The following is a 13,300-nucleotide window of genomic DNA, read 5'->3' on the forward strand; positions in this document are numbered from 1 at the left end:
TAATTAATATTGACGAGCGTCGGTGACCCCTGCACCATCTGACGGGCCCAAGGACGACCCCGCCGCAGCGAAGGATCCGATGTGAAACGACATCTCACCGTCCTCCTGGCTCTCCTGACCGCCTTGCTGGTCGTACAGACACCCGCCCACGCCGCTCCCCCGGTCGGCGACTCCGCCGCGACGGCGCCAGCGACTCAGCAGGTGCTGAGCCCGACGCCGTACATGGGCTGGAACACCTACTACGCGCTGGGCGGCGATCCGACCGACGCGGAGGTCAGGTCCATCGCCGACTTCCTGGTCACCAGCGGTCTGCGCGACGCGGGTTACGAGTACGTCTGGATCGACGGCAACTGGGCGGCGCCGACCCCGCGCAGCTCCGCCGGGGACCTCGTCGCCAACCCCGAGCAGTTCCCCGACGGACTGAAGCCACTGGTCGACTACATCCACGCCAAGGGTCTGAAGGCGGGCATCTACACCGACGCCGGGCCCTACATCCCGGGCAAGTGCGGGCTCGGCAGCCACGGTTACTACCAGCGGGACGCGGACCAGTTCGCCGCCTGGGAGTTCGACGCGGTCAAGGTGGACTACCTCTGCGGAATCGCCGCTGACCTCGACCCGAAGACCGTGTACACCGAGTTCGCGCAGGCGCTGCGGAACAACGCCGGCGGACGCCCCATGCTCTTCAACCTCTGCAACCCGGTGACGTCCCCCGACTGGGGCGACTACCCGCAGGAGCAGCAGTCGACGTACTCCTGGTCCTACGCACCGGCGATCGCGCAGTCCTGGCGGACGTACACGGACGTCGGTTTCGTCGGCGAGATCAAGTTCAAGGACGTACTGCGGAACTACGACGCGAACGCCCGGCACCCGGAGGTCGCCGGGCCGGGCCACTTCAACGACCCGGACTACCTCGGGCCCGAACTGGGGATGAGCGACGAGGAGTTCCGTACGCAGATGACGCTCTGGTCGGTGGCCGCCGCGCCGTTGGTGATCGGCAGTGACGTCCGCGCGCTCAGCCGGACCTCGCTCGGCATCCTCGCGGACCGCGACGTCCTCGCGATCAACCAGGACACCGCGGGCGTCCAGGCCGTCCGCGTCGGTCCCGCCGGTACGACGGAGACCTGGGTGAAGCGTCTGGCCGACGGTGACCGTGCCGTGGTGCTGCTGAACCGGGGCGACAGCCCGGCGACGCTGACCACCACGGCCCAGTCGGTGGGGCTGTCCGGGGACCGGTTCACCCTGAAGGACGCCTGGACCGACCGGGTCACCGAGAGCGCGGGCACCATCAGTGCGGCCGTCCCGGCGCATGGCGCGGCCCTGTTCCGGGTGGGCCCGGCCGCGGGGGCGCCCGGTGTTCCGCATGTCGTCGCCGGTCTGCCGCGAGTGACGAAGGTCGGTGACGACGCGGTGCCCGCCGCCGTCGCGCCGGTGGCCGCCGGCGGTGACCGGGCCCGTGTCGAGGTGAACGTGCGCAACGACGGTGCGCGACCGGTGTTCGCGCCACGGGTCGAGCTGACGGTGCCCGACGGATGGACGGCCCGCCCGCTTGGCAAGGCGCCGAAGCTGCTGACGCCCGACCACACCGTGACCCAGGCCTTCACGATCAGCCTGCCGGCCGACGCCGCGCCGGGCAGCGCCACACTGACCGCCACCACCTCCTACGAGGTGACCGGCAAGGGACGACCGCGGCAGGAGACGTCCTCGCCGCTGGTGGTCGCACCGGCACCGCCGGACGGCGACATCGTGCTGTCGCACCACGACTGGATCAGCGCCACCAGTGGATGGATGAGCCCGACGGTCGACCGTAGCGTCGGCGGCTGGTCACCCATCAGCATGCTCGGCCAGGAGTACCCGACCGGCCTCGGCGTCGCCTCACCCTCCACGGTCCGGTACTACCTCGGCGACCGCTGCACCCGGCTCACCACCACCGTCGGCATCGACGACGCGGTGCGCAACGTCGGCCCGGAGGGCGGCACATCGACCTTCCAGGTGATCGGCGACGGCCAGGTCCTGTTCGACAGCGGCGTCCTGACCCGCGACGACATCCGCCGGGCCGACATCGACCTCACCGGCGTCCGGGTCCTCGACCTGGTGGTCGACGACGCCGGTGACGGCGGCTACAACGACCGCGCCGACTGGGCCGGTCTGGACACCACCTGCTGATCGCCCGCTGACCAGCCGCTGGGCCGCATCGGCCACACCCCGCGATGACTCAGCCGGGTGCGGCCGATGCGCCATGGCAGGGGCATCACGCCGCGACGGAACGCGACCGCTCCTCGGGACGGTCGTCGTTTCGGCCGCCGGCGGTGACGTGCCGCGGGCCGACGTGGCTCGGATGCCGCGCGTCCGGACCCTCCGGACGGCCGCCCTCGACGAACGCGTCCCGTGGGTGCTGGACCGAGGCGAGGGAGACGAGGTCCCTGCCGAACAGGGCGGCCGTCAGCCAGACGGTGAGGACGCGGATCTTGCGTTCCCAGGTGGGGACGGCCAGGACGTGGTAGCCGCGGTGCATGAGCCAGGCGGGGAATCCCTTGATGACGAGGCGCTTGTACTGGAAGATGCCGCGGCCGATGCCCAGGGTGGCCACCACGCCCAGACTGCTGTGGCGGTAGTCCCGCGCCCTCTTCCCGCGCAGCGAGGCGGCGATGTTGCGGGCCAGGCGCTTGCCCTGCCGGACGGCGTGCTGGGCGTTCGGCACCGTGCGCACGCCGGGTGCGGCGGCGAGGTCGGGTACGGCGGCGTCGTCCCCGGCGGCCCAGGCGTCCGCCACGAGCGCCCTGTCGGTGCCGACGCGGAGGTCGGGGCGTACGACGAGCAGGCCGCGTTCGTCGACGGGCAGGTCGGTGTGGTTGTGGACGACCGGGTTGGAGCCGTTGCCCGCGGTCCAGACGATCAGCTCGGAGTCGAACTCGGCACCGTCGGAAAGCACCACATGTCCGTCCTCGGCGGACCGGAGCTGGGTGTTCAGGTGGACGTGCGCGCCACGGCGTTCGAGGGAGCGGACCACCCATTCGCCGGGCCCGTCGCTCACCTCGGGGAGGATGCGGCCCCGTGCCTCGACCAGGTGGAAGGAGAGGTCGTCCGGGCCCAGTTCCCGGTAGCGCTTCAGCATGGCGGTCGCCAGCGACAGCAGTTCGCCGAAGCCCTCGACGCCGGAGAAGCCGCCGCCGACGAACGTGACGGTGAGCAGTCTGCGCCGCTGGGGCCCGGGCGGCAGGGAAGCCGCCTGGTCGAAGGCGGTCATCAGCCGGTCGCGGATGGCCACGGCCTCCTCGACGTGCTTGAGGCCGATGGCCTGCTGCGCCACCCCGGGGATCGGGAAGGTGCGGGTGACCGCACCGGCCGTGATCACGAGGGTGTCGTACCGGAGTTCGTAGTCGGAACCGTCCACGGGCCGCACCGTGACCGCCCGGTCGGCGTGGCGGATCTCGACGACCCGTCCCGCGATCAGCCGGGTCCGGCGCAGATGCCGCCGCAGCGACACCGCCGCGTGGCGTGCCTCGACCGAACCGGCCGTGACCTCGGGGAGGAAGGGCTGGTACGTCATGTAGGGGCAGGGATCGACCACAGTGACCCGTGCCTCGCCCGGACGCAGCTTCTTCTCCAGGCCCCAGGCCGTGTAGAAGCCCGCGTAGCCGCCGCCCACGATCAGAATCTCACGCATGTCGTCCTCTGTTTCCATCGCTCGACACTGCTTGGACCAGACAGGGCCGGGAAATGTGACAGCCTCGGCGGAGCGGGAGTGTACGTTCGTACGCTCTATCGGTACGCTCGTGCGTATGCCGATGGATGACTACTTCGCCGACGATCCCCGCACCAACCTGGAGCGCATGCTCGCGGGTGACCTCTACATCGCCGACGATCCGGAGATCGCCCGGCGGCAGCGGCGCGCCATGCGGCTGGCCGCGCGGTACCAGGCCGCCTTCCTCGAGGAACCCGAGGCGGCCGGTGCCGTACTGACCGAGCTGCTCGGTGCCGTCGGTGAAGGTGTCGAGGTGCGGCCTCCCCTGTCCGTCGACTACGGCAGCAACATCGCGATCGGGGCCCGCACCTTCGTGAACTACAACCTCACCGCGCTGGACGTGGCGCCCATCACCATCGGCGAGGACTGCCAGATCGGCCCGAACGTGCAACTGCTCACCCCCACCCATCCCGTGGAGCCGGGGCCCCGGCGCGACAAGCTCGAAGCCGCACGCCCCATCACCATCGGGGACAACGTCTGGCTGGGCGGCGGGGCCATCGTGTGCCCCGGTGTGAGCATCGGCGACAACGCCGTCATCGGCGCCGGTGCCGTGGTCACCAAGGACGTGCCCGCCCATGTCGTCGCCGTGGGGAACCCGGCCCGGCCCGTGCGTGACATCTGACGGGCGCACCGCGATGGCCACCGGACACACCGACCCCCGGCGGCGCGAACGGATCCTCGCCGCCACGCTCGACCTCATCGCCGACGAGGGGGTCGCGGGCGTCTCCCACCGGAAGGTCGCCACCCGCGCGGGCGTGCCGCTCGGGTCGATGACGTACCACTTCTCCGGAATCGACGATCTGCTGCGCCAGGCCTTCACCCTTTTCGCCGACCACATCGTGGCCGTCTTCGAGCAGCACCTCAGCCGGGCCGGCGGACCGGAAGAGGCCCGGGAGGCCGTCACCGACCTCGTCCACGCCCTCTCCGAGGGCCCGCGTCGCGATCTCGTCCTCGCCCAGGAGCTGTACACCCTGGCCGCCCGTCACCCCGAGTACCGGCAACTGACCCGGGAGTGGACGCACCGCAGCCGCCGTCTTCTGGAACAGCACTTCGACACCGACACCGCCCGCCAACTCGACGCGCTCATCGAGGGGTTGACCCTGCATCGCGCCCTCGACGACTTCCCGCACGACCGTGAGCTGACCCGTGCGGCGGTCGAGCGTGTCACCACCGCTCGGCAGGTGTGACTACACTGCGGCGCTACGTCGGCCGGGAAGGGCAACGACCATGTCGGACAACAGCACCGCCGCCAGTGACCTGGCATCGCAGTACACCGCTCAGGTGACCAACGACCTCGAACGCAACATCAAGGAACAGGAACGCATCAGCGCGGAGATCGCCGTTCTCCAGGAACAGTTGACCGCACTCCAGAAGGACCACACGGTGTTGGTCAGCGTGCGGCAGGCGCTGGGCATGACGGCGGAGCCGGGGCCCGCCGCGCCCGAGCCCGCGGCCGAGGCGCCGCTCGTGCCCGCGCCCCGCAAGAAGAACTCCGAGCGCCCGGCGGGCGGGACCCGCTCGAAGAAGGCCAAGGCAGCCGGTTCGCCGGGCCGCCGCGCCAAGCCCGCCCGGTCGGCCACCCGCAAGGGGACCGCCGCCCCCGATGAGCAGCCGGAGCAGGCCAAGCAGCCGAGTCTGATCGACCTCGTCCGCGACCACCTCGGCGCCCAGAGCGAACCGCGCTCCGCCGCCGAGATCGCCACCGCACTCGACCGGGCCCACCCCGGCCGGAACATCAAGACCACCGTCGTACGCGGCACCCTCGAAACACTCGTGTCCAAGAGCCAGGCCCAACGGACCGCACAGGGCCGTTCCATCTTCTACACCGCCGCCGACAGCTCGGGCCCCGCAACCGCTCCCGCAGAGCAGGAACAGTGACGGCCCCTTCTCTCAGCGCGCCAACAGGTCGATCACACCCGTCAGGTCCTCCGCGCCGTCACCCTCCGAGAGCCGACGGCGCATCAACTCGAAGTAGGGCGTGAGCAGTTCGGCGCTGACTCCCTGCTGCTGCGCGGTGCTCAGGAACGTCGGTGTTCCCGCCACCTGCATGGCGAGGGGGGACACCACGTCCTTGGTGTAGTCACCGCTCCGCAGCTGATCGGCGGTCCGGCGCACGGCCGGTGCCATGGCGGCGAGCCAGTCGGCGAGCAGCGGGGCGAACGCCACGGGGTCGATGTCCTCCCGCCGGATCAGGGCGAACGCGTGGGCCGCCCCGGCGAACATGCCGTACATGGCACTGAGCAGGGCCACGTCGTGCAGGGCGGCGAAGCCCGCGTCCTCGCCGACGTAGGTGGTTGCCGCGGGGACGGCCAGTGTGTCGCGGTGTCGCTCGAACAGCTCCGCCGAACCGCTGTAGAACACGTAGCCGCCCGCTTCGGGCACACCGATCATCGGTGGTACCGCCATGATCCCGCCGTCCAGGTACCGGGCGCCGCGCCCGCCCGCCCACTCGGCGCGGGCCCGGGCCTGGGCGGGCGTGCTGGTCGTCAGGTTGACCAGGTCCTTCCCGGCGAGGTCGACGCCGGTGAGCGCCTCGCCCACGGAGGCGTCGTCGAGCAAGCAGACAACGACCAGCTCGCTCGCCGCCACGGCCTCGGCGGCGCTGTCGGCGGCCCGGCCGCCCTCGGCGGCGAGGGAGGTGGCCCGGGCCGGGGTGCGGTTCCACACGGTGAGGGGATGACCCGCGGTGAGCCAGGCGCGGGCCAGCGCGCCGCCCATCACGCCGAGGCCCAGCAGTGTGACGGGGGTCTTCTCAACTGCGTTCGTTTCCATGCCGTTTAGGCTGGACACCGGCCCTGGGCGTGATCAAGTACGCACTTCGGAGTGGGTGGTTACCCCGGGGTGAGTCAGCAGGTGGGAAGGGTGGGGACATGGCGACACTGAACCGGCCGGGAGCGCCGCAAGGGCACGTCTGCGGGATCGACACCGCGATGGAGGTGATCGGTGGCAAGTGGAAGGTGCTGATCCTGTGGGCCCTGCACGAGCACCCGCGTCGCCGTTTCGGTGAGCTGCGGCGGCTGCTTCCGGGGATCACCGAGAAGGTGCTCGCCTCGCACCTGCGGGAGATGGAGGCGGACGGTGTCGTGCACCGTGCCTCCTACGACGAGGTGCCGCCCCGGGTCGAGTACGCGCTGACCGAGAGCGGCAGGCGTCTGAACGAGGCACTCGAGCCGCTGGCCGCCTGGGGACGTGAGTGGCAGCGGGACGCCACGGCGCACACCGGGTGAGACCGGCGGGCGGTGGTCGTTCAGGGTTCACCCTCACGTCGGCAGTTGGTTCGCAGACACCCTCGTCGTCGTACCGCGGTGGCGACTAGCATGCGGGTGCGTGCGCGGGCCGCACCGGGGGGAGTTCGGGGGAGGACCCAATGTTCGGCAGTGCTCGTGTCGGCGTATCACAGGATCCACGGCGGCTGCCCCGGGGTGTGCGGCTGTACCGGCTGCGGCCGGACGGCTCCGTGGTCCTGGCCGACCGGGACGGTGCGCGGGAACTCGGCCCGGAGCGGGACCTGTTGCGATTCATCGACGACGGGCAGTTCGCCCACTATCTCGTCGGTGACGCCGCCACGTCCCCCGAGCGCCCGTCCAACGCCACCGTCAAGCTCGGCATCGTCGGTCCGCGCAGCGCCTTCACCCCGCATGCGCACGGCGGCGAGCACTTCGTCCTCAGCATGGGCTACGCGTCGTGCGGACTGTACGACGGCGAGCGCGGCGGCGTCGTCGAAGTGCCGTTGCTCCCGGGCGAGTTGATACGCATTCCGGAGATGATGCCGCACTCGTTCGCCAACCGGGACACCGCTGTGCTGACGATCCTCGCCGCCAACACCGGTTACGGCATCGACCACGAGGACTACGCGATCACCGCCCCGGAGGCCGACCGCAGGGCGGCGGCCGGGGTGTCCGACGCTCTCGCGGCCCCGACCGGCACTCTCGCCCGTACCGACTACCTCGCTCTCGCCGCCGCCCTGCGGGACATCGAGCGGGTGCAGCGGACCCGGGGGCCAGGTGTCACCACCGCGCGTGAGCGACTGGCCGCCCGGCTGCGGCGGCTGGCGCACCGTTGGGAGGGCCACCGGTGATCTGTCCGCACTGCGAGAAGTCCCTGCTGCGCAGGGAGCGCCCGGGCAATGTGTGCGGCAAGTGCGGGCGGAGGTACGCCCTGGACCCCAAGACCAACCCGCTCCGCCTCAACGACCTCCGGGTCCGCCGTATCACCGGGAAGCTGACCGGCGAGGGTCACCTGCCCTGTACGGCTGGCCAGTTGTGGTACGCCGTGTCCCGCGGGTCGTTGCGGGACACCCGGGTCGACACCGGCTGCGCCATCGCGTTGGCGTTGTTCGGCATCGTCCTCCTGCTGGTCGGCCTGTCCACGGTCGGTGTCTTCGCCGTCGTGGGCGCCCTGTTGCTGGCCGGTGCCCTCGGCTTCGTGGTCGCCGAGGCGAGGGGCGTGGGCCGGGGTGTGCCCCGGATCGCCCGGGAGGCCTTCCGCAGTGGCCCCCTTGCGGACTGGACGAGCGTCTACGGCTCGCTGCCGCCCGGCGTGCTCGACGACAGCCGGTACCCGTCCCCGCCCACCGAGCCGTCGGACGGCCTGGTGCTGGTGTGCCCGGACCCCTCCATCGCCGTGTTCCTCGACGCCGCGGGCCTGACCACGCGGTACGGCCTCGTCCTCGCCGCCGACCCGGGCGCGATCCCCGCGACGGGCCCCGTGCTGGTGCTGCACGACGCGGACGCCGGGGGTCTGCTGCTCGCGCGCCGGGTGCGCGGCGCGTGGCCCGGACGGCCGGTCGTCGACATCGGGCTGCCGCTGGCCGCCGTGTACGGCCGTCCGCGCGCCGTACCGGTGCGGGGCAGGCCGCCGGAGGCGAGTGTCATGGCGGCGCTGGAGGAGAGCGGGGAGTACGGGCCCGAGCAGTTGCGGTGGCTCCGCAAGGGCTGGGGGTTCCCGCTGGTCGGGGTGGAGCCGACGAGACTGCTGGCCGTGGTGTCCCGGGCCGTGGAGCGGGCCGGTGCGGCGGCCGACCCGGAGCGGCGGCGCGCGGCCTCGGTGGGCTTTTTGACCTGGCCCGAGGGAGGCGGCCCGTGATCTGCCCGAACTGTCAGACCGACCTGCCGCGGCGCACGGACCGTGTCGGCAGCGTGTGCCCCCGCTGTACGCGACCGTTCGCCCTCGATCCCCAGGTGCACGGCCCGGGCATGAACGACACGCGGATCCGGCGTGTCGTCGCGCGGGCCACCGACGGAGGCCGCCTCCAGGTCACCGTCACCCAGCTGTGGTACCTGGCCCGCACCGGCAATCCCACGTGGGAGGCGTCGGCGGCGAGCGGTCGCGCGCCGTGGGTGGGGCGCACGGTGGGGGCGGTTCTGGTGGCCTGGCTCGTGGTGTTCGCGGTGCTGCTGCGCGGGGTCCGTCACGGTTCCTACCTGTGGTGGGCCGTGGCCGGACTGGCCGGGCTCCTGTACCTGGTGGCGAAGGGCAGGCCGCGCCGCGCCGCGCACCCGGCCGGTGGGTATGTGGTGCCCCCGCTGTCCAGCTTCCGGACGATGATCTGCCAGCGCTGGGTGCAGGTGTACGGGGGTCTGCCGCCGGGGGTCGTGGACGAGGAGTCGTACGGCGATACGCGCGACGGCGCAGGTGGGGCATCGGTCGCGCTGCTCTGCCCGGACCGGGCCGTACGTGTCTTCCTGGCCGCCAACGGCATACCGCGACGGCTGGACGTGGCGCTCGCCGCCGGTCCCACGGAACTGTCCGGCGAGAAGCCGGTGGTGGTGCTGCACGACGCGAGCGCGCGCGGCTTCGAGCTGGTCGCCGGCCTCCGCGCGGACCGGCGGGGCCCCGTGGTGGACGCGGGACTGCCGGTGCGGGCAGTGCGGGGCAACCGCAAGGCCGTCAGGCTCCATGAGGTGCCGCCCGCCCACCTGGCTCCCGCGCTGCCCGACGCGCCGGAGCGGCCCGAGTGGCTGGACCGCATGGCGGCGGGCGCTCCCGAGGACGCCGAGTGGCTGCTCCGGGGCTGGGTCGGTCCGGTCACCGCCGTCCCGCCCGTGCTGCTGGAGTCGGCCGTCGTCGACGCCGTGGAGCGGGCCCGGCGCGCCGCCGACCCGGAGCGCCAGGAGGCCGCCGCGGTCGGGTTCATGAGCTGGCCGACGTCCGCACGGCCCACGGCGGAGGGCGGGAACTGACATGCCGAGGTCCACGACAGCCCTGCGCGCCGTCACCCGGCTGCTGCTGGAGCGGGCGATCACGACGGCCGCCCGGCGCGCTGCCGCCCCCGGCGGCATCCGCTTCACCGAGCGGCAGTTGTACTACGAGACGTGCCGCGTCCTGCGCCCCACTCCCCCACCGCTCCGGCGCGTACCGCACAGCCCGGCCCCGCCGCTCCGGCTGTCCCGGTTCACCGAGGTGCTGCGCGGCCGGGAACCGGCCGGAATGCTGCCGACGCCGACCGGCCCGGTCCCGGCGCTCGGCGGGCCCTCGGCCGAACCCGACCTGTACGCGTACGGGCTGCCCCGGCTGCTGATCTGCCAGGACCGTGCGATCGCCCACATGCTGCTGGCCAACCACGTCCATCTGGAGGCGGCGTGTCCCGTGCTGAGCGCCGGGGACGACCTGCCGCTGGACCCGCGGACCGTGGCGGCGCTGGAGCGGGCGGAGGGTGCCACCGTGCACGTCCTGCACGACGCCGGCGCGGCCGGGGTCACCCTGCCCGGCCGGGTGCGCGCGGCACTCGGGCCGGTGCCCGGTGTGCGGGTGGTCTCGCTCGGTCTGGTGCCCCGGCACGCCCAGGCGCTGCGGCTGGTGTCCGGGCGTCGGCCCGGCCCACCGCCCCCGGTCGGTGCGCTGCCGCCGGGGCTCAGGCCCGCCGAGGCGGACTGGCTCGCGGCGGGCCGGTTCACGGAGGTGGCCGCGCTGCCGCCCGCCCGGCTGCTCCGTGCCGTACTGCGGCTCACCCGCGGCCCCCGGCCCACGCGCCACTCGGTCTGGACCGAGCTGCGCGGACTGCGCGGCGCGGGCTTCCTCACCTGGCCCGAACCGTGACCCGAGTCATAACCGGAGCCTTGAGCCCAGTCGTCACCCGAGTCGTCTTCCCGCCTCCGAGTCCCGCATCCGAGTCGTGCCGACCACCCAAGGACCGAAGAGTATGATCCGCCCCCGCGAAATCGGCTACACGGACGAACTCCTCGCCGACGGCAGCGTCCACCGAACCTACGAGGACGGCAGACAGGAGTGGCGCCGCCGCGGTCCGGGCGGTGTGGTGCACTGGCACGACGACCGGGGCGGCTCCGGCACCGACGAACCGCTGGGCCGCCGGATCGTCAAGCGCGCCCTCGCCGACGGAAGCGTGACCTATGGGCGGGACATCGGCTACGGCCGGACCCTGTGGGGTGCCCGCGGCGACGTCCTCATGGTCAACCGGACGTCCTTCGGCGGCCGGATGGGCGCCATGCTCGTCGGGCTCGGCGTGACCGGACTCGCCGTCACCGCCTCCCAGTTGCCGCCGCTGCACCTCACCCCGGAGGAGGAAGAGGAGCTGCGGCAGCAGGCACAGGCCTCGTCGTCGTCCTCGGGCGGAGGCGGCGACACCTCCTACGACGGCACGGTCGACGATGACGACTGGGGCGGCGGGGACTGGGGCGACGACGACGGTGCCTGGAGCGACGACGACTTCGGGTGACCGTGCCGAGCTGTCCCGCCCCGGCCCACCTCAGGAAAGGACGCTTCATGGCGCGCTTCTGCGTCTGCCTCGCCCCGCGAACCGGGCACCCCGACGGCCGAACCGGCGCGGCCGGTGAGCACCTCGCCCGGATGGACGCCGCGGCCGTCGCACCGGGACTGGCCCTCGTACCGGACGAGCCCGGGCCCGCCGACGGGCCGTTCGAGGCGCACGGGATGCGGGCCGTCGGTGAGGTCACGCTGCACAACCGCGCCGACCTCCTCGCCGCGCTCACCGCCGACGGCGCCCCCGCCCCGCCGGGCTGCCCCGACGGCGAGGTGCTGCTGCGCTGCTGGGCGCGGCTCGGCGCACCGGGGATCGCGCTGGCCGAGGGCATGTTCGCGCTCGCCGTCCTCGACGGCGCCGGCCTGGTGCTGATCCGCGACCACGTCGGCGCCCGCACCCTCTTCTACGCCCGCGCCGTCGGCACCTGGGCCGCCGCCAGCTCACTGCGCGCCCTGCGCCGCTGGCCCGCGCTGGACACCCGGATGAACCTGCCGGCCGTACGCTCCTTCCTCACGTTCGCCTATCTGCCGGGCGACGAGACCCTGTTGGAGGGGGTGCGCGAGGTGCTGCCCGGGCGGGTGCTGCGGCTGGCGGCGGACGGGACCGCGACGGAGACGGTGTACTGGGAACCGGTGGAACGCCTCGACGGCGAGCGGGGGCCCGGTGCCGACGACCGCGATGTGCTCACCCTGCGCGCCCTGCTCGAACAGGCCACGGCCCGGCGGCTGCCGGAGGCGGAGAGCGTGGGGGTGCTGCTGTCCGGCGGGATCGACAGCTCGCTCGTCACCGCGCTCGCCGCGAAGCTGCACGCCCACCCAGTGCACACGTACTCCATCAGCTTCGGCGACGAACTCCCCAACGAACTCGGCTACTCGGGTCTCGTCGCCGCCCACTGCCACACCCGGCACCGGGTGCTGACGGTCTCCGGCACCGCCGTGGCGGCCCGGCTCGCGGACACGGCGGCCCTGCTGGACAGTCCGGTCGGAGATCCGCTGACGGTGCCCAATCTGCTGCTCGCCGAGGCGGTCGCGGGCGACGGGCTGCGGACCGTGCTCAACGGGGAGGGCGGGGACCCGGTGTTCGGCGGGCCGAAGAACCTGCCGATGCTGGTCCAGGAGATGCACGCCGGAGCACCGGGGGCGCCCTGGTACGAGGACCGGGCGACCGCCTATCTGCGGTCCTACCGCAAGTGCTGGACCGATCTGCCGGAGCTGCTCACCTCCGAGGCGCTGTCCGCCCTGGCGTCCGCCCCGGCGCCGGAGCGCTTCGTGGCGCCGTACCTCACGGGCCCGGACCGGATGGGCCAGCTGCTCAACCAGTTGCTGCACTGCAATCTGCGGACCAAGGGCGCCCATCACATCCTCACCAAGGTGGAGCGCCTCACCGCTTCGCAGGGGCTTGAGGGCCGCGCGCCGCTGTTCGACCGGCGGGTGATCGACCACGCGTTCGCGGTGCCCACGGCGCTGAAGCTGCGGGGCACGGCGGAGAAGTGGGTGCTGAAGGAGGCCGTCCGGGATCTGCTGCCCGCCACGGTGGTGGACCGGCCCAAGAGCGGGATGCGGGTGCCGGTGCAGCAGTGGCTGCGCGGGCCGCTGCGGGAGCTGGCCGGTGATCTGCTCCTCGGGCGGGCCGCGCGGCGGCGTGGACTGTTCCGGCCGGAGACCGTGCGGACCTGGATGCGCGGCGAGGGCACCCTGCTGCCCCGGCAGGGCGGCAAGCTGTGGCTGCTGCTCACCCTGGAGCTGTGGCTGCGGGCGTACGACCTGTGAACCGGCCGCGGGACGGCGACCGTTCAGGTGTCCGCGACGTGAAGCCCTCCCTGACGACCAGCACCGTGA

13 protein-coding genes are annotated in these 13,300 nt (G+C 72.7%); 11 read left to right on the forward strand and 2 right to left on the reverse strand.

Annotation, left to right across the window (positions count from 1 at the left end):
- Window positions 1-81 precede the first annotated feature (81 nt).
- Window positions 82-2,163 (forward strand): NPCBM/NEW2 domain-containing protein, encoded by a 2,082-nt coding sequence (locus KBY47_RS22700; RefSeq protein WP_210923570.1) that lies wholly within the window; start codon window positions 82-84, stop codon window positions 2,161-2,163.
- 85 nt (window positions 2,164-2,248) lie between these two features.
- On the opposite strand, the gene KBY47_RS22705 is transcribed toward KBY47_RS22700, so the two are convergent.
- On the reverse strand, window positions 2,249-3,664 hold the full coding sequence (locus tag KBY47_RS22705; RefSeq protein WP_210923572.1) for an NAD(P)/FAD-dependent oxidoreductase: 1,416 nt from the start codon (window positions 3,662-3,664) through the stop codon (window positions 2,249-2,251).
- A 121-nt stretch (window positions 3,665-3,785) separates the two neighbouring features.
- On the opposite strand from KBY47_RS22705, the gene KBY47_RS22710 reads away from it, so the two are divergent.
- The 3 genes from KBY47_RS22710 to KBY47_RS22720 are packed head-to-tail and all read left to right on the forward strand — an operon-like array spanning window position 3,786 to window position 5,620.
- Window positions 3,786-4,364 (forward strand): sugar O-acetyltransferase, encoded by a 579-nt coding sequence (locus KBY47_RS22710; RefSeq protein WP_374103098.1) that lies wholly within the window; start codon window positions 3,786-3,788, stop codon window positions 4,362-4,364.
- Between the two features lie 13 nt (window positions 4,365-4,377).
- Entirely contained in the window at window positions 4,378-4,929 is a 552-nt protein-coding gene (locus KBY47_RS22715) for a TetR/AcrR family transcriptional regulator (protein ID WP_210923577.1), read from the forward strand.
- A 40-nt stretch (window positions 4,930-4,969) separates the two neighbouring features.
- Window positions 4,970-5,620 carry a hypothetical protein gene (locus KBY47_RS22720; protein WP_210923579.1) on the forward strand — a complete coding sequence of 217 codons (651 nt, stop codon included), beginning with the start codon at window positions 4,970-4,972 and terminating at the stop codon, window positions 5,618-5,620.
- A 12-nt stretch (window positions 5,621-5,632) separates the two neighbouring features.
- Here KBY47_RS22720 and KBY47_RS22725 read toward each other — a convergent pair whose 3' ends face one another.
- Complete coding sequence (locus KBY47_RS22725) at window positions 5,633-6,514, reverse strand: NAD(P)-dependent oxidoreductase (protein ID WP_210923581.1); 882 nt, start codon at window positions 6,512-6,514, stop codon at window positions 5,633-5,635.
- 98 nt (window positions 6,515-6,612) lie between these two features.
- Between KBY47_RS22725 and KBY47_RS22730 the strand changes: the two genes are divergently transcribed.
- From KBY47_RS22730 to KBY47_RS22760, 7 genes are all read left to right on the forward strand, one after another.
- On the forward strand, window positions 6,613-6,969 hold the full coding sequence (locus KBY47_RS22730) for a helix-turn-helix domain-containing protein (RefSeq protein ID WP_210923584.1): 357 nt from the start codon (window positions 6,613-6,615) through the stop codon (window positions 6,967-6,969).
- A gap of 140 nt (window positions 6,970-7,109) precedes the next feature.
- Window positions 7,110-7,820: a cupin domain-containing protein gene (locus KBY47_RS22735; RefSeq protein ID WP_210923586.1), complete on the forward strand. Its 711-nt coding sequence runs from the start codon at window positions 7,110-7,112 to the stop codon at window positions 7,818-7,820.
- The gene (locus KBY47_RS22740; protein ID WP_210923589.1) at window positions 7,817-8,827 is read left to right on the forward strand and encodes a hypothetical protein; all 1,011 of its coding nucleotides are present in this window, start codon (window positions 7,817-7,819) and stop codon (window positions 8,825-8,827) included. Before KBY47_RS22735 ends, KBY47_RS22740 begins: the two co-directional genes overlap by 4 nt.
- 110 nt (window positions 8,828-8,937) lie before the next feature.
- The gene (locus tag KBY47_RS22745) at window positions 8,938-9,924 is read left to right on the forward strand and encodes a hypothetical protein (RefSeq protein WP_210923598.1); all 987 of its coding nucleotides are present in this window, start codon (window positions 8,938-8,940) and stop codon (window positions 9,922-9,924) included.
- Between the two features lies 1 nt (window position 9,925).
- Window positions 9,926-10,780 carry a hypothetical protein gene (locus KBY47_RS22750; RefSeq protein ID WP_210923601.1) on the forward strand — a complete coding sequence of 285 codons (855 nt, stop codon included), beginning with the start codon at window positions 9,926-9,928 and terminating at the stop codon, window positions 10,778-10,780.
- Window positions 10,781-10,883: 103 nt separating this feature from the next.
- A complete protein-coding gene (locus KBY47_RS22755) occupies window positions 10,884-11,417 on the forward strand; it encodes a hypothetical protein (protein ID WP_210923603.1) in 534 nt (177 codons plus the stop codon).
- Between the two features lie 47 nt (window positions 11,418-11,464).
- Window positions 11,465-13,231 carry an asparagine synthetase B gene (locus tag KBY47_RS22760; RefSeq protein ID WP_210923605.1) on the forward strand — a complete coding sequence of 589 codons (1,767 nt, stop codon included), beginning with the start codon at window positions 11,465-11,467 and terminating at the stop codon, window positions 13,229-13,231.
- Window positions 13,232-13,300: the final 69 nt, after the last annotated feature.

The organism is Streptomyces sp. B93, assembly GCF_018070565.1.
GTDB lineage: Bacteria > Actinomycetota > Actinomycetes > Streptomycetales > Streptomycetaceae > Streptomyces.